Source organism: Acinetobacter endophylla (genome assembly GCF_053543775.1).
In genome coordinates this window covers 20,581-35,184 of the sequence record NZ_JBLVOM010000237.1, presented here as the reverse complement: position 1 = coordinate 35,184, position 14,604 = coordinate 20,581, and the positions used below count along the sequence as shown (strand labels likewise).

The 14,604-nt window shown below is 44.5% G+C and carries 28 protein-coding genes and 1 pseudogene; all 29 read right to left on the bottom strand.

The genetic code is table 11. The annotated features are described in order from the left end of the window. Window positions 1-11: 11 nt before the first annotated feature. The 29 genes and pseudogenes from rplQ to ACNPNW_RS08870 all read right to left on the bottom strand — a co-directional run bounded on the left by rplQ (window position 12) and on the right by ACNPNW_RS08870 (window position 14,572). Entirely contained in the window at window positions 12-377 is a 366-nt protein-coding gene (gene rplQ / locus ACNPNW_RS09010) for a 50S ribosomal protein L17 (RefSeq protein WP_004281488.1), read from the bottom strand. 18 nt (window positions 378-395) lie between these two features. After that, window positions 396-1,403 carry a DNA-directed RNA polymerase subunit alpha gene (locus ACNPNW_RS09005; RefSeq protein ID WP_004281489.1) on the bottom strand — a complete coding sequence of 336 codons (1,008 nt, stop codon included), beginning with the start codon at window positions 1,401-1,403 and terminating at the stop codon, window positions 396-398. Between the two features lie 16 nt (window positions 1,404-1,419). Then, a complete protein-coding gene (gene rpsD / locus ACNPNW_RS09000; RefSeq protein ID WP_004281490.1) occupies window positions 1,420-2,046 on the bottom strand; it encodes a 30S ribosomal protein S4 in 627 nt (208 codons plus the stop codon). 12 nt (window positions 2,047-2,058) lie between these two features. Further along, on the bottom strand, window positions 2,059-2,445 hold the full coding sequence (rpsK, locus tag ACNPNW_RS08995) for a 30S ribosomal protein S11 (RefSeq protein WP_004281491.1): 387 nt from the start codon (window positions 2,443-2,445) through the stop codon (window positions 2,059-2,061). 19 nt (window positions 2,446-2,464) lie between these two features. Beyond that, window positions 2,465-2,821, bottom strand: coding sequence for a 30S ribosomal protein S13 (rpsM, locus tag ACNPNW_RS08990; RefSeq protein WP_004281492.1), 357 nt, complete (start codon window positions 2,819-2,821; stop codon window positions 2,465-2,467). A gap of 105 nt (window positions 2,822-2,926) precedes the next feature. Then, window positions 2,927-3,043: a 50S ribosomal protein L36 gene (rpmJ, locus tag ACNPNW_RS08985; protein WP_000867907.1), complete on the bottom strand. Its 117-nt coding sequence runs from the start codon at window positions 3,041-3,043 to the stop codon at window positions 2,927-2,929. Window positions 3,044-3,062: 19 nt separating this feature from the next. After that, on the bottom strand, window positions 3,063-4,382 hold the full coding sequence (gene secY, locus ACNPNW_RS08980; RefSeq protein ID WP_171054339.1) for a preprotein translocase subunit SecY: 1,320 nt from the start codon (window positions 4,380-4,382) through the stop codon (window positions 3,063-3,065). A gap of 45 nt (window positions 4,383-4,427) precedes the next feature. Beyond that, window positions 4,428-4,868: a 50S ribosomal protein L15 gene (gene rplO, locus ACNPNW_RS08975; protein ID WP_005248206.1), complete on the bottom strand. Its 441-nt coding sequence runs from the start codon at window positions 4,866-4,868 to the stop codon at window positions 4,428-4,430. A gap of 3 nt (window positions 4,869-4,871) precedes the next feature. After that, a complete protein-coding gene (rpmD, locus tag ACNPNW_RS08970) occupies window positions 4,872-5,048 on the bottom strand; it encodes a 50S ribosomal protein L30 (protein WP_004281495.1) in 177 nt (58 codons plus the stop codon). 6 nt (window positions 5,049-5,054) lie between these two features. Continuing rightward, complete coding sequence (gene rpsE / locus ACNPNW_RS08965) at window positions 5,055-5,552, bottom strand: 30S ribosomal protein S5 (RefSeq protein WP_004281496.1); 498 nt, start codon at window positions 5,550-5,552, stop codon at window positions 5,055-5,057. A 2-nt stretch (window positions 5,553-5,554) separates the two neighbouring features. After that, the gene (rplR, locus tag ACNPNW_RS08960) at window positions 5,555-5,905 is read right to left on the bottom strand and encodes a 50S ribosomal protein L18 (RefSeq protein ID WP_004281497.1); all 351 of its coding nucleotides are present in this window, start codon (window positions 5,903-5,905) and stop codon (window positions 5,555-5,557) included. 14 nt (window positions 5,906-5,919) lie between these two features. Continuing rightward, complete coding sequence (gene rplF, locus ACNPNW_RS08955; RefSeq protein WP_004281498.1) at window positions 5,920-6,453, bottom strand: 50S ribosomal protein L6; 534 nt, start codon at window positions 6,451-6,453, stop codon at window positions 5,920-5,922. Window positions 6,454-6,466: 13 nt separating this feature from the next. Next, window positions 6,467-6,862, bottom strand: coding sequence for a 30S ribosomal protein S8 (gene rpsH, locus ACNPNW_RS08950; protein WP_004281499.1), 396 nt, complete (start codon window positions 6,860-6,862; stop codon window positions 6,467-6,469). A gap of 12 nt (window positions 6,863-6,874) precedes the next feature. Next, the gene (gene rpsN, locus ACNPNW_RS08945; RefSeq protein WP_004281500.1) at window positions 6,875-7,180 is read right to left on the bottom strand and encodes a 30S ribosomal protein S14; all 306 of its coding nucleotides are present in this window, start codon (window positions 7,178-7,180) and stop codon (window positions 6,875-6,877) included. Window positions 7,181-7,189: 9 nt separating this feature from the next. Then, the gene (gene rplE, locus ACNPNW_RS08940; RefSeq protein WP_005094146.1) at window positions 7,190-7,726 is read right to left on the bottom strand and encodes a 50S ribosomal protein L5; all 537 of its coding nucleotides are present in this window, start codon (window positions 7,724-7,726) and stop codon (window positions 7,190-7,192) included. Window positions 7,727-7,742: 16 nt separating this feature from the next. Beyond that, window positions 7,743-8,060 carry a 50S ribosomal protein L24 gene (gene rplX, locus ACNPNW_RS08935; RefSeq protein ID WP_004281502.1) on the bottom strand — a complete coding sequence of 106 codons (318 nt, stop codon included), beginning with the start codon at window positions 8,058-8,060 and terminating at the stop codon, window positions 7,743-7,745. A gap of 9 nt (window positions 8,061-8,069) precedes the next feature. Further along, window positions 8,070-8,438 carry a 50S ribosomal protein L14 gene (rplN, locus tag ACNPNW_RS08930; protein ID WP_004281503.1) on the bottom strand — a complete coding sequence of 123 codons (369 nt, stop codon included), beginning with the start codon at window positions 8,436-8,438 and terminating at the stop codon, window positions 8,070-8,072. Between the two features lie 91 nt (window positions 8,439-8,529). After that, on the bottom strand, window positions 8,530-8,787 hold the full coding sequence (rpsQ, locus tag ACNPNW_RS08925; RefSeq protein ID WP_004281504.1) for a 30S ribosomal protein S17: 258 nt from the start codon (window positions 8,785-8,787) through the stop codon (window positions 8,530-8,532). Then, window positions 8,784-8,981 (bottom strand): 50S ribosomal protein L29, encoded by a 198-nt coding sequence (gene rpmC, locus ACNPNW_RS08920; protein WP_004281505.1) that lies wholly within the window; start codon window positions 8,979-8,981, stop codon window positions 8,784-8,786. The genes rpsQ and rpmC overlap by 4 nt, the downstream gene beginning before the upstream one ends. Further along, window positions 8,981-9,394 carry a 50S ribosomal protein L16 gene (gene rplP / locus ACNPNW_RS08915; protein ID WP_004281506.1) on the bottom strand — a complete coding sequence of 138 codons (414 nt, stop codon included), beginning with the start codon at window positions 9,392-9,394 and terminating at the stop codon, window positions 8,981-8,983. Before rplP ends, rpmC begins: the two co-directional genes overlap by 1 nt. Then, window positions 9,334-10,150, bottom strand: a pseudogene (gene rpsC, locus ACNPNW_RS08910) (30S ribosomal protein S3). Before rpsC ends, rplP begins: the two are co-directional and overlap by 61 nt. Before the next feature lies 1 nt (window position 10,151). Further along, on the bottom strand, window positions 10,152-10,481 hold the full coding sequence (rplV, locus tag ACNPNW_RS08905) for a 50S ribosomal protein L22 (RefSeq protein WP_001982638.1): 330 nt from the start codon (window positions 10,479-10,481) through the stop codon (window positions 10,152-10,154). 11 nt (window positions 10,482-10,492) lie between these two features. Continuing rightward, a complete protein-coding gene (gene rpsS, locus ACNPNW_RS08900; RefSeq protein ID WP_004281508.1) occupies window positions 10,493-10,768 on the bottom strand; it encodes a 30S ribosomal protein S19 in 276 nt (91 codons plus the stop codon). 19 nt (window positions 10,769-10,787) lie between these two features. Next, a complete protein-coding gene (gene rplB / locus ACNPNW_RS08895) occupies window positions 10,788-11,612 on the bottom strand; it encodes a 50S ribosomal protein L2 (RefSeq protein ID WP_004281509.1) in 825 nt (274 codons plus the stop codon). An 11-nt stretch (window positions 11,613-11,623) separates the two neighbouring features. Then, window positions 11,624-11,944 (bottom strand): 50S ribosomal protein L23, encoded by a 321-nt coding sequence (rplW, locus tag ACNPNW_RS08890; protein WP_004281510.1) that lies wholly within the window; start codon window positions 11,942-11,944, stop codon window positions 11,624-11,626. Continuing rightward, complete coding sequence (gene rplD / locus ACNPNW_RS08885) at window positions 11,941-12,543, bottom strand: 50S ribosomal protein L4 (protein ID WP_004281511.1); 603 nt, start codon at window positions 12,541-12,543, stop codon at window positions 11,941-11,943. The genes rplW and rplD overlap by 4 nt, the downstream gene beginning before the upstream one ends. Before the next feature lie 11 nt (window positions 12,544-12,554). After that, window positions 12,555-13,193 carry a 50S ribosomal protein L3 gene (gene rplC, locus ACNPNW_RS08880; RefSeq protein ID WP_004645054.1) on the bottom strand — a complete coding sequence of 213 codons (639 nt, stop codon included), beginning with the start codon at window positions 13,191-13,193 and terminating at the stop codon, window positions 12,555-12,557. A gap of 60 nt (window positions 13,194-13,253) precedes the next feature. Further along, window positions 13,254-13,565, bottom strand: a complete 312-nt coding sequence (gene rpsJ, locus ACNPNW_RS08875) for a 30S ribosomal protein S10 (RefSeq protein ID WP_000070912.1) — start codon at window positions 13,563-13,565, stop codon at window positions 13,254-13,256. 272 nt (window positions 13,566-13,837) lie between these two features. Further along, window positions 13,838-14,572 carry a type 1 glutamine amidotransferase gene (locus ACNPNW_RS08870; RefSeq protein WP_005108602.1) on the bottom strand — a complete coding sequence of 245 codons (735 nt, stop codon included), beginning with the start codon at window positions 14,570-14,572 and terminating at the stop codon, window positions 13,838-13,840. Window positions 14,573-14,604: the final 32 nt, after the last annotated feature.

Below are 14,604 nucleotides of genomic sequence, written 5' to 3'. Positions count from 1 at the left end.
TCTTCACGAAATTAGTTAACTTCGCGATCTACTAGCTCAACGTAAGCCATCGGTGCAGCATCACCTGCACGGAAGCCCGCTTTAAGAACACGTAGATAACCGCCGTTACGCTCTTTGTAACGAGGGCCAAGAACGGTAAATAATTTACCAACAGTTGCTGCTGAACGAGTACGAGCAAACGCCAAACGACGGTTTGCTACTGTATCGTTTTTAGCTAAAGTGATTAAAGGCTCAGCTACACGACGTAACTCTTTTGCTTTAGGCACAGTTGTTTTGATCAACTCGTGCTCGAACAAAGAGTTAGCCATGTTTTGGAACATCGCTTTACGATGACTGCTTGTACGGCCTAATTTCACACCACTATTACGATGACGCATGGTGATAGTCCTACTTAATTAACGGCTACGATAGGCGAAACGATCGTCCATACGGAGACTAGCCGGTGGCCAGTTCTCTAAACGCATGCCGAGTTGTAAGCCTTTAGAAGCCAGAACATCTTTGATCTCAGTAAGCGATTTTTTACCCAAGTTAGGAGTTTTAAGCAACTCAACTTCGGTACGCTGTACAAGATCACCAATGTAGTAAATGTTTTCTGCTTTCAAACAGTTAGCAGAACGAACAGTTAGCTCTAGATCATCTACTGGGCGAAGCAAGATTGGGTCAACTTCTTCACGAGGCTCTTGAGCAACAGGTGCTTGATCTTTCTGAAGGTCAACGAAGATCGCAATTTGTTGCTGCAAAATAGTTGCAGCTTTGCGGATCGCTTCTTCAGGATCTACAGTACCATTGGTTTCAAGATCAATGATCAGTTTATCAAGGTCAGTACGTTGTTCTACACGCGCGTTTTCCACGGTGTATGAAACACGTTTGATTGGGCTGTAAGAAGCATCTAACTGCAAGCGACCCACTGGGCGAGTTTCGCCTTCTGGGAAGCGTGAATCAGAAGTCTCGTAGCCACGACCTTGAGCCACTTTCAGACGCATTTTCAATGAGCCTGAGGCACTTAAAGTACCGATCAAATGTTCAGGGTTAACCACTTCAACATTATGAGGTAAACGAAGGTCAGCCGCAGTTACGTCGCCTGCACCTTGTTTCTCTAATGTCAAATATGCTTCATTTTGATCGAACAGCTTAATCGACAATCCTTTTAGGTTCAGCAAGAGCTCGACGATGTCCTGCTGCAAGCCTTCCAAAGTACTGTACTCGTGCTCGACCCCTTCAATCTCAACTTCTACCACAGCTGCGCCAGGTAGAGAAGAAAGAAGGATGCGACGTAAAGCATTACCAAGAGTATGACCAAAGCCACGCTCTAATGGTTCTAGAATAACTTTTGCCGAGGTCCCGCTTGCCGCTTCGACCTTGATCGCTTGCGGAGTTAGAAACTCATTTGCAGTACGCGTCATATTGCTTCCTCAAGGATTATTTAGAATACAATTCTACAATCAAGCTTTCGTTGATTTCAGCAGGTAAATCAGAACGATCCGGTGCAGCTTTGAACGTACCTTCTAATTTAGAATGGTCAATTTCCATCCAAGAAGGCATACCACGTTGAGTAGCTAATTCAATTGCGTTTTTGATACGTAATTGTTGCTTAGCGCCTTCGTGAACTGCGATCACATCACCCGCTTTAACTTGGATAGACGCAATGTTAACACGACGGCCATTCAAAGTGATGCTACGGTGAGATACTAACTGACGAGCTTCTGCACGAGTAGAACCGAAACCCATACGATAAACAACGTTATCAAGACGGCTTTCAAGTAGCTTCAACAGGTTTTCACCAGTTGCGCCTTTAACACGAGCAGCTTCTTTATAGTAGTTACTAAATTGACGCTCTAAAACACCGTACATGCGACGTACTTTTTGTTTTTCACGTAATTGTAGTGAGTACTCAGATTGTTTACCACCACGAGCCCCGCCGTGTTGGCCAGGAACTTTCGCATGTTTTTTTGTCTTAACATCAAACGGTTTAACGCCTGATTTAAGTTGCAGGTCTGTCCCTTCGCGACGAGAGAGTTTGCATTTTGGACCAATATAACGAGCCATGAATGTTTCTCCTTACACGCGACGTTTTTTAGGTGGACGGCAACCGTTGTGCGGGATTGGCGTCACATCGGTAATGCTGTTAATTTTATAACCCACTGCACCTAAAGCACGAACCGCAGATTCACGACCAGGACCAGGACCTTTTACAAGGACGTCCAAGTTTTTCAAACCGTAGTCTAAAGCAGCTTTACCAGCAACTTCAGCAGCTACCTGAGCAGCGAACGGAGTTGATTTACGTGATCCACGGAAGCCTTGTCCACCTGAAGTGGCCCAAGCCAGTGCATTACCTTGACGATCGGTAATAGTCACAATGGTGTTATTAAAAGAAGCGTGAATGTGTGCGACACCTTCAGAGACGGTACGAGTGACCTTCTTGCGTGCGCGAGTATCTTTAGCCATCTTTTAGCTTCCAGAAATCTTATTTCTTAATAGGTTTGCGCGGACCTTTACGGGTACGAGCGTTAGTTTTGGTGCGTTGACCGCGGACAGGCAAGCTGCGACGATGACGAAGACCGCGGTAGCAGCCTAAATCCATTAAACGTTTAATGTTCATGGAAATTTCGCGACGTAAATCACCTTCGGTCGGAACCTTAGCAACTTCTGCACGAATCGCATCAAGCTGAGCGTCATCTAATTCACGGATCTTAGTAGTTGGAGCAATACCAGCAGCAGCTAAGATAGCTTTTGAAGTATGGCGACCAATACCAAAGATATACGTTAGAGAGATAACAGCGTGCTTGTTATCCGGAATGTTTACACCGGCAATACGAGCCATTCAATTTTCTCCAAAAAGGCAGTAGATAATCAACCGCCCCACAAAAATCTTGAGGGGCGGATAATAACCTAATTCGCCTACAGAAATCAACAGGTCTTAATCAGATTAACCTTGACGCTGCTTATGACGAGGTTCTGCGCTACAAATTACGCGGATAACCCCATTACGACGGATAACTTTACAGCTACCACAAATTTTCTTAACAGAAGCTTGTACTTTCATGATGAAACCTCAAGTGCGCTTATCCCTTAGGATGAGCAGTCGTTTTTCTCATTAACGTTTGATTATCGTATTGGTGCGAAGTAAGGTGTGATTGCAGCTGAGCCATAAAGTCCATCACTACTACCACAACAATCAGCAAAGAGGTACCACCCAAATAGAATGGAATACCAAATGAACTTTGCAATACCATCGGCATCAAACAAATGACTGCGATGTAAATCGCGCCAATAAACGTCAAACGATTGAGAATATGATCTAAGTAACGAGCAGTTTGCTCACCTGGACGTATACCAGGCACGTAAGCTCCGCTGCGTTTCAAGTTCTCTGACACTTCTTTAGGACTAAATACCAGTGCTGTATAGAAGTAACAGAAAAAGATAATTAACGCACCAAAGAGCACCAAATACAACGGCTGACCAGGCGACAACACCAATGCTACATCTTGCAGGCTACGCTTAATAAATCCAGCATTTGGATCTGCACTACCCACCCACTGACCTAAGCTCGCAGGGAACAAAAGCAATGAGCTGGCAAAAATTGCCGGAATCACACCCGCCATATTAATTTTTAATGGCAAATGTGTTTGCTGTGCAGTAAATACACGACGACCTTGTTGTTTTTGAGCATAGTTTACCGGAATACGACGCTGCGCTTTCTCAATAAACACGATCGCTGCCAAAACACCCAGAGACAACAAACCAAAAATTACCAAGCCAATCAGGCTGGTCTGGCCATTATCTACAGATGAGAAAGATTGCATAATTAGATTAGGCAATCCGGCAACAATACCCGCGAAGATGATCATGGAAATACCATTCCCCACCCCACGCTCGGTAATCTGTTCACCCAACCACATCAAGAACATGGTCCCCGCAACCAGTGAGGTTACTGCAGGAACATAAAAAGCCAAACCAGTATTCAGGGTAATCCCCTGACTGATCAGGCCTGCACACATACCTATCGCCTGTACCAACGCTAAGAATAATGTACCTTGTCGTGTATATTGATTAATTTTACGTTTGCCTTGCTCGCCTTCTTTCTTTAAAGCTTCCAGCGAAGGAACCACAGTTGACATTAACTGCACGATAATCGATGCAGAGATGTATGGCATGATCCCGAGAGCAAGAATAGACATTCGTTCTAATGCCCCACCAGAGAACATGTTAAACAAACCAAGGATGGTACCTTGGTTTGCATTAAACAAGTTTTCTAACGCAGCATTATTGATGCCTGGTACTGGAATATGCGCTCCTAGTCGAAACACCAACAACGCACCAATGAGAAACATCATTCGACGAATAATTTCACGGTATTTCACATGAAATGGTTGGCCTTTCATCATGTTGACATGACCTGAAGAACTAGGAGTCATAGACACTGGGGATTACTCCTCGACTTTGCCGCCAGCAGCTTCAACAGCAGCTTTAGCGCCTTTAGTCAATGCAACACCTTTAACAGTGAATGCACGAGTAATTTCACCAGAAAGTACGATACGAGCACGGATCATGTCTTTACGTACAACGTTCGCAGCTTTTAAAGTTTCAAGAGACACGATGTCGCCTTCAACTTTAGCAAGCTCAGATAAACGTACTTCAGCAGTTTTCAAAGCCAATTGGCTAGTGAAGCCGAATTTAGGCAAACGACGATAAAGTGCTGTTTGACCGCCTTCGAAACCTGGACGAGTACCACCGCTCTTACGTGAGTTTTGACCTTTGACACCACGGCCACCGGTCTTACCAACGCCAGAACCGATACCACGGCCTAAACGAAGGTTGTCACGTTTAGCACCTTCTGCAGGTGCAATTGTATTTAAACGCAGAGTCATGGCTTATTCCTCTACACTAACCATATAGTAGACTTGGTTGATCATACCACGGTTAGAAGGTGTGTCTAACACTTCTACAGTATGACCAATACGACGCAGACCTAAACCTTGCAGGCTAAGCTTGTGATTTTTCAAGCGGTGCGATGCAGATTTAGTCTGGGTAACTTTAATCGTTTTCATGATTGATTACCCTTGAATTTGTTCTACTGAAAGACCACGTTTCGCAGCAACCTTTTCAGGAGTAGTCATATCACGCAAACCATTGAAAGTTGCGTTTACTACGTTAGCAGCGTTAGTAGAACCACGGCATTTAGTCAACACGTTACGTACGCCTACAGCTTCTAGAACTGCACGCATAGCGCCACCAGCAATTACACCTGTACCTTCAGAGGCAGGCTGCATGAATACGCGGCTAGCGCCGTGACGTGCATGAATTGGGTGCTGTAACGTACCATCAACAAGGTCAACAGTAATCATATTGCGACGAGCAGCTTCAAGTGCTTTAGAGATAGCAGCTGGAACTTCACGTGCTTTACCACGACCAAAACCTACGCGACCATTACCATCACCCACAACAGTTAATGCTGTGAAAGAGAAGATACGACCACCCTTAACAACTTTGGCTACACGATCAACGGCAACCAGCTTTTCAACAAGACCTTCGTTTTGTTCAACTTTAGCCATGATTAGAACTCCAAGCCGTTTTCACGAGCAGCATCAGCCAAGGCTTTGATACGACCATGATATTTAAAACCAGAACGGTCAAATGCAACTTTAGTAACACCAGCTGCTTTAGCGCGTTCTGCGATTAAAGCACCTACTTTTTGAGCTGCTTCAACGTTACCAGTTGTACCCGCACGTAGAGTAGCGTCTAAAGTAGAAGCTTGCGCTAATACTTTGCCACCATCTGCAGAGATAACTTGAGCATAGATGTGACGCGGAGTGCGGTTTACACACAAACGAGTCGCACCCAATGCACGGATGTGCAAGCGTGTGCTTTTCGCACGACGCAAACGGGATTGTTTCTTTTCGTTCATAAGAACCTCGCGCCTTATTTCTTCTTAGCTTCTTTACGAAGTACAACTTCGTCAGAATAACGAACACCTTTGCCTTTATACGGCTCTGGTGGACGGTAACCACGGATATCTGCAGCAACCTGACCTAAAGCTGCTTTATCAGCAGATTTAAGTACGATTTCAGTTGCAGTTGGAGTTTCAGCAGTTACACCTGCAGGAAGTGCATAATCGATCGGGTGAGAGAAACCAAGGTTAAGATGAACAACGTCACCTTTAACCGCAGCTTTATAACCAACACCGATAAGCTGTAACTTACGTTCGAAACCTTCGCTAACACCTTTTACAAGGTTGTTTAGCACAGCGCGAGCAGTACCAGCTTGCATCCAAGCGTCTTTCGACTCTTGTACTGGAGCAATAGCTAGAATACCGTCTTCCTGTTTAAGCTCGACCAGCGCATGCAGGTTGAAAGACAATGTACCTTTAGTGCCTTTCACTTCGACCTGCCGGCCGTTCTGAGTAACTGTTACACCGTTAGGTACAGTTACTGGGGCTTTAGCCACACGAGACATGAGGAATCACCTATTAAGAAACAAAAGCAATAACTTCACCACCAACGCCTGCAGCACGTGCAGCGCGATCAGTCATGATGCCTTTGCTTGTAGAAACAATTGCAATACCTAAACCTTGCTTAACGCTAGGAAGTGCATCTTTACCGCGATACTGACGTAGACCTGGACGGCTTACGCGCTTCACAGTTTCGATAACTGGTTTGCCTTCGAAATACTTTAAAGTCAAAGTAAGAGTTGGTTTGCCTTCAGCATCCGCAACTTCTACATTTGAAATATAACCTTCTTGTTGAAGTAAGTTAGCAATTGCTACCTTCAACTTAGAATTAGGCATAGAAACAGTTTGTTTCTTCGCCATTTGTGCGTTACGAACACGTGTTAGCATGTCGGCAACGGTATCTTGCATACTCATCTATAGTGCTCCTTACCAGCTTGCCTTAACAACGCCAGGTACATCACCTTGCATTACTGTTTCACGTAATTTGTTACGGCTTAAACCGAACTTACGGAAGTAACCATGAGGACGACCAGTTAAACCACAACGGTTACGTAGACGTACTGGAGATGCATTACGTGGTAATGCCTGTAATTTCATCATCGCTTCGAAACGTTCTTCGTCTGATGCATTTACGTTGGCAATCGTAGCTTTTAATTCAGCACGTTTTGCAGCGTATTTCGCAACAGTAGCTTCGCGTTTCGCTTCGCGATTAATCATACCTTTCTTAGCCATATCGACCTCTTATTTGAACGGGAAGCCGAATGCACGCATTAGCGCACGGCCTTCGTCATCGGTGCGAGCAGTCGTAGTAATGGTAATATCCATACCACGAATACGATCAATCTTGTCAAAATCGATTTCAGGGAACATGATCTGTTCCTTAAGACCCATTGAGTAGTTACCACGACCGTCAAATGATTTCGCTGAGAAACCACGGAAGTCACGGATACGAGGGATCGCAATCGAGATCAAACGGTCTAAGAATTCGTACATACGTTCGCCGCGTAAAGTAACTTTACAACCGATCGGCCAACCATCACGGATTTTGAAACCAGCGATTGATTTGCGAGCTAACGTAAGTACTGGTTTTTGACCAGCAATAGCTTGCATATCTGAAAGAGCACCATCAAGGAGTTTTTTGTCAGCAGCAGCTGCGCCAACACCCATGTTGATCGTGATTTTAGTGATGCGAGGAATCTCCATCACATTCTTAACGCCTAAAGTCTCTAGTAACTGAGCTTTAAGTTCGTCATTGTAACGTGTTTTAAGTCTGGCCATGGCCTATATCAACCTATTACTTCGCTACCGCCACTGATTCACCATTTGATTTGAATACGCGAGTTTTCACGCCATCAATCACTTGGTAACCAACACGGTCAGCCTTTTGGGTTGTAGCATTAAAAACTGCCACGTTTGAAATATGAAGCGAAGCTTCCTGAGTTACAACGCTACCTTCAGCGCCTGTAGCACGGTTCGGCTTTTGGTGCTTCTTCACCAAGTTAAGGCCTTCAACCTTAACACGGTCATTAGAAACAGACAGAACAGTACCCTGTTTGCCTTTTTCTTTACCTGCGATCACAATTACTTGATCGCCTTTTTTAATCTTAGCCATGATCGCCTCTTATAGAACTTCAGGAGCCAATGAAATAATTTTCATGAACTGTTCAGTACGAAGTTCACGAGTCACTGGTCCGAAAATACGAGTTGCAATCGGCGCTTTGTTGTTGTTCAAAATAACAGCAGCATTATCGTCGAAACGAATCACTGAACCGTCTGCACGACGGATACCGAATTTTGTACGAACCACAACTGCATTCATCACGTCACCTTTTTTAACACGTGCGCGTGGAATTGCTTCTTTTACAGTAACTTTAATAATGTCGCCAACAGAAGCATAACGACGATGCGAGCCACCAAGTACTTTAATACATTGTACGCGGCGTGCACCACTGTTGTCTGCTACGTCGAGCATAGTTTCGGTCTGAATCATTGCCCTACTCCAAAACCGAGCAACACCGGTCGAAATTTCGAAAGGCTCAAAGAGTACTCGAAATTGACCGATGATGCAACAAGAACGTTAATTACTCAGCAGCTGCTTCAACAACTTCAACTAGAGTCCAAGACTTAGTTTTAGAAATTGGGCGGCTTTCTTTAATGGTTACAACATCACCAGCTTTCGCTGTGTTGTTCTCATCATGAGCATGTAATTTTGTTGAACGGCGGATTAATTTGCCATACAACGGGTGTTGAACTTGGCGTTCAATAAGAACAACGATAGATTTATCCATCTTGTCGCTTACAACTTTGCCAGTTAACGTGCGGACTGTTTTATCACTCATTGTCCGTTCCCCTGTTTTTCGGTAAGGAGGGTCTTAATACGAGCAATAGTCTGACGAGTAAGTGCAACTTCATGCGATTTACCCAATTGACCAGTTGCTTTCGCCATACGAAGACGGAATTGGTTAAGCTGTTGCTCATCAAGCAAAGCTGTCAACTCTTCTACCGACTTTTCACGTAGATCTTTAGTTTTCATTACATTACCGTCCGAGTCACGATAGCGGTTTTAAACGGAAGCTTAGCTGCTGCAAGCGTAAACGCTTCGCGAGCCAATTCTTCGTTAACACCATCAATTTCGTACAAGACTTTACCTGGTTTGATTTGGCAAACCCAATATTCCACAGAACCTTTACCTTTACCCATACGCACTTCAAGAGGCTTAGAAGTAATCGGCTTGTCCGGGAATACACGGATAAAGATCTTACCACCACGCTTAATACGACGGCTAATTGTACGACGCGCTGCTTCAATTTGACGCGCAGTCATTTGACCACGTTCAACTGATTTAAGTGCAATAGTACCGAAAGATACTGTGCTACCGCGGTGTGCTAGACCAGTGTTACGGCCTTTCTGCACTTTACGGAATTTAGTACGCTTAGGTTGCAACATGGATTATTCTCCTTTTTCAGCAGAACGATCATTGCGACGACCACGACGCTCTTGACCTTCACCACGACCACGACCGCGTTTAGCTGGACGTTCTTCAGCTGGAGCTGGGTTCATGACTTGTTTCATGCCGCCCAAGATCTCACCACGGAAGATCCAAACTTTAACACCGATCGTACCGTAAGTAGTCTCAGCACGCATAGTCGCATAGTCGATATCTGCACGAAGCGTATGTAGAGGTACACGACCTTCACGATACCATTCAGTACGAGCAATCTCAGCACCACCTAAACGGCCTGAAACTTCTACTTTGATACCTTTAGCACCAGCACGCATTGTGTTTTGTACCGCACGCTTCATAGCACGACGGAACATTACACGTTTTTCTAATTGAGAAGCGATAGCTTCAGCAACTAGACGCGCGTCTAAGTCTGGACGATCAATTTCATTAATACTTACTTGCGCAGGAACACCCATAATAGATGTTAATTCGCGTTGTAGTTTCTCAATATCTTCGCCTTTTTTACCGATTACGATACCTGGACGAGCAGTGCTAATAGTTACTTTAGCAGCGCCTGTAGGGCGTTCGATAAGAATGTTGCTGATCATCGCGTTTTTAAGTTTTTTGATCAAAAACTCACGAACTTGAAGATCTTTAAGCAAGTATTCAGCGTATTGTTTCGGATTCGCATACCAGTTAGCGTTATGACGTTTCACAACACCTAGGCGGATACCGATTGGATGAACCTTCTGACCCATATCAAACCCCTACCTTAACGGTGATGTGACAAGTACGCTTAGTAATACGATCTGCACGGCCTTTAGCACGTGGCATAATACGTTTCAGGCTCATGCCTTCATCAACGTAGATCGTAGAAACTTTAAGGTCGTCTACATCTAAACTGTTATTGTGTTCAGCGTTTGCAATCGCAGATTCCAACGCTTTCTTAACTAGAACTGCAGCTTTTTTGTTGCTGAAGTTAAGGATGTTAAGAGCGTGCGCAACAGATTTGCCGCGGATAAGATCTGCAACCAAACGAGCTTTTTGTGCCGAGATAGCGGCACCGCGTAATTTAGCAGTTACTTCCATCATAGCACCCATTAACGTTTAGATTTCTTGTCAACACCGTGACCGCGATAGGTACGAGTTGGTGCAAATTCACCAAGCTTGTGACCAACCATGTGCTCAGAAACGATCACAGGAACGTGGTTACGGCCATTGTGTACAGAAATTGTTAAACCAACAAAATCCGGGAGGATCATCGAACGACGCGACCAAGTTTTGATCGGCTTACGGTTATTAGCCGCGATAGCCGCTTCAACCTTAGCGAACAAGTGCGCATCGACGAATGGGCCTTTTTTCAGAGAACGAGGCATTGTCAGATTCCTTTACTTGTTACTTAACGCGACGGTCGCGAATAATCATCTTAGTCGTACGCTTATTGGTACGTGTCTTGTACCCTTTAGCTTTTTGACCCCATGGGCTTACAGGTTGAATACCTTTGTTACGCCCTTCACCACCACCATGTGGATGGTCAACTGGGTTCATCGCCATACCACGAACGGTAGGACGAACACCACGCCAGCGTGATGCACCAGCTTTACCTAGTGAACGAAGGTTGCTTTCTGAGTTAGATACTTCACCTAACACAGCACGGCATTCAACGTGAATTTTACGCATCTCGCCTGAACGCAGACGAACGATAGCGTAAGAACCGTCACGACCCAACAGCTGAACTGAAGTACCAGCTGAACGAGCTAACTGCGCGCCTTTACCGATTTTAAGTTCGATGTTGTGAAGAGTAGAACCGATAGGCATGTTGCGAAGCGGCAAGCAGTTACCTGGACGAATTGGAGCATCGTTACCAGACTGTACTTTATCGCCAGCGCGAAGGCCTTTAGGAGCGATGATATAACGACGCTCACCGTCAGCATACAATACAAGTGCAATGTGTGCAGTACGGTTAGGATCGTATTCGATACGCTCTACAGTTGCAGGAATACCATCTTTGTTACGTTTAAAGTCAACTAGACGGTAGTGCTGCTTGTGACCGCCACCAACGTGACGAGTCGTGATGTGACCGTTGTTATTACGGCCGCCAGTACGTTTTTTAGCTTCAACCAACGGAGAGTATGGTGCGCCTTTGTGAAGGTGATCATGAACCACTTTCTCTACAAAGCGACGTCCTGGAGACGTTGGCTTACATTTTTGAATAGGCATAATTCTCGTCCTTATTCCGCTGTGCTTTCAGCGGTATCGCCCAAGTCAGCCATTTCAACATCTTGGCCAGCTTTCAGGGTGACGTATGCTTTTTTAACATCAGAACGACGTCCTAATGTTTTACCAAAGCGTTTAGACTTACCTTTAGTGATAGTCGTGTTAACTTTAACAACTTCCACACCAAAGAGTTGTTCCACTGCTTTTTTGATTTCAAGCTTGTTTGCATTTAATGCAACTTTAAACACTTGAACACCAGCAGTTTCACCTAAAACTTGTGCTTTTTCTGAGAATACAGGTCCTTGCAGGACTTGATAGATACGTTCGTTGTTCATCCGAGTTCTACCTCAATTTTCTTAGCAGCAGCTACAGACATAACAACTTTGTCGAACGCAATCAAGCTAACCGGATCGATTGCAGCAGCATCAACCACATCAACGTGTGGAATGTTGCGCGCAGCAAGATACAGGTTCTCATCAACAGCATCAGTAACGATCAATGCGCGAGTCGCATTCAAGTCGTTAAGTTTTGCAAGCAATTCTTTAGTTTTTGGAGCTGCAACAGCAAACTCTTCAACTAAAACTAGGCGATCTTGACGAACAAGTTCAGCTAGGATGCATTGCATAGCACCGCGGTACATTTTACGGTTTACTTTTTGAGACCAGTCTTGTGGACGAGCAGCAAAAGTTTTACCACCGCCAACCCAGATTGGGCTACGAATAGAACCAGCACGAGCGCGGCCAGTACCTTTTTGACGGAATGGCTTGCGACCACCGCCAGAAACGTCTGCACGTGATTTCTGAGCTTTTGAACCTTGACGGCCACCAGCTAAATAAGCTGTAACCACTTGGTGAACAAGAGCTTCATTAAATTCACGACCGAACGCAACTTCTGATAATTCAACAGCAGAGCCGGAAACAGTATTTAAATTCACGTTATTTCCCCTCAGGCCTTGATCGTAGGACGAACGATTACGTCGCCACCAGTAGCACCAGGAACCGCGCCTTTAACAACTAGAACTGAACGTTCTGTGTCGATAGCAACGATCTCAAGACCCTGTGTAGTTACGCGTTCAGCACCTAAATGGCCAGCCATTTTTTTGCCTTTGAATACGCGACCAGGAGTCTGGTTTTGACCAGTAGAACCTAAAACACGGTGAGAAACTGAGTTACCGTGAGTTGCATCTTGCGTACGGAAGTTCCAACGCTTAACACCACCTTGGAAACCTTTACCTTTAGATTGACCAGTTACGTCAACAACTTGACCAACTTGGAACAATTCAACGGTAAGCGTACCACCAACTTCACGACCTTCAAGATCAGCTTCTGTAGCACGGAATTCTTGAACTAGACGACCAGCTGCAACACCCGCTTTCGCGAAGTGGCCTTTCTGAGCGTTAGTTACGCGAGATTCGCGACGTTCACCAGTAGTGATTTGAATCGCTTGATAACCATCAGTTTCAAGCGTTTTGATTTGAGTGATGCGGTTAGGATCAACCTCAATCACTGTAACAGGCACAGAAACACCAGCATCTGTAAAGATACGTGTCATACCGCACTTGCGACCGACTAAACCAATAGCCATGTGCATAAACCTCTAAAAAAGCGGCCTAATTAACTTAGAGTGTTAATTAACCCGAAAGCCTTAACCCAATGCGATCTGAACATCAACACCAGCTGCAAGATCTAACTTCATCAATGCATCTACAGTTTTGTCTGTAGGTTGAACGATGTCGATCAAACGCTTGTAAGTACGGATTTCGTACTGGTCACGCGCGTCTTTGTTTACGTGTGGTGATGTTAAAACGTTAAAACGTTCAATGCGTGTTGGCATTGGAATTGGACCACACACTTGTGCGCCAGTACGTTTTGCGGTTTCTACGATTTCTTGAGCTGATTGATCAATCAGGCGATGATCAAAAGACTTAAGACGGATACGAATTCTCTGGTTAGACATACCAGTAAACTCCAAGCCAAATATATAAAGAATCACTCTTGACGCATCTCACCCCACTTTATATGGGCAAGTGTCAAGAGCAGTGAAATATCACTAAGGTCATGATCGATGCCACGACTGTAACGATAGTTAACTACTTTATTCGCAGTTAACCCCCTTCCTATTGAAGGGTCGCTTATTATAGCCATTGTTTAATGCATAAGCAAATCTCTTTTATGGTTTTATCCAAGTTTTCAATTTATGACTTAAAACAATAGTTTATTGTTTAAATACTAGGCAGTTTTTGCCAAAACATATTCTATAGCACGATTTAACATCTGATTTCCTTCAATAAATTTTTGCTTCGTGGTTTTTTTTAATTCAAATAAATTTTGCACATATTTTCCTGAAAATTGCGCAAGCTCTTCTTCATTTTCCAAAAACAATGCCAGGGTTTCCGGCGTGATTTCAGGATGAAACTGGAAGCCCAATACATTTCTGCCCAACTGGTACATCTGATTACGACAGGCTTCATTTTCTGCCAGATGGACTGCACCTTTGGGCAATTCAAATGTTTCATTGTGCCATTGCAGAATATTAAACTGCTCCGGCAGGCTAAAACACGTCTCTGGTAGATTCGCCACTCTGTGCACCGTGGTCCACCCCAATTCTTGTTCTGGATTGCGACTAACACCTGCACCCAAAGCATTTGCAATCAACTGCCCACCCAGACACAGGCCAATTGCTGGTTTACCATGCGAAAGATAGCGACGCAACCAGCGTTTTTCTATTTTTAACCAAGGGAAATTCGCTTCATCATTCACACTCATGGTACCACCCATAATGATCAGCAAATCCACTTCTTCCACTGCAGGCAGCGCCTCGATCTCCAAAGGTCGATCGACGGGTAAAGCAAAAAATTCAGTCGCTGTAATGTGCGCCTGATGCTGCTTTAAAAATTCATAACAACTACCAAAACCTTCACCAGCAATATGCTGAAAATAATGCACTTTTAAATGCGATTTCATGCTCCTCAACCTATTTTTTTAGCTATATAGAT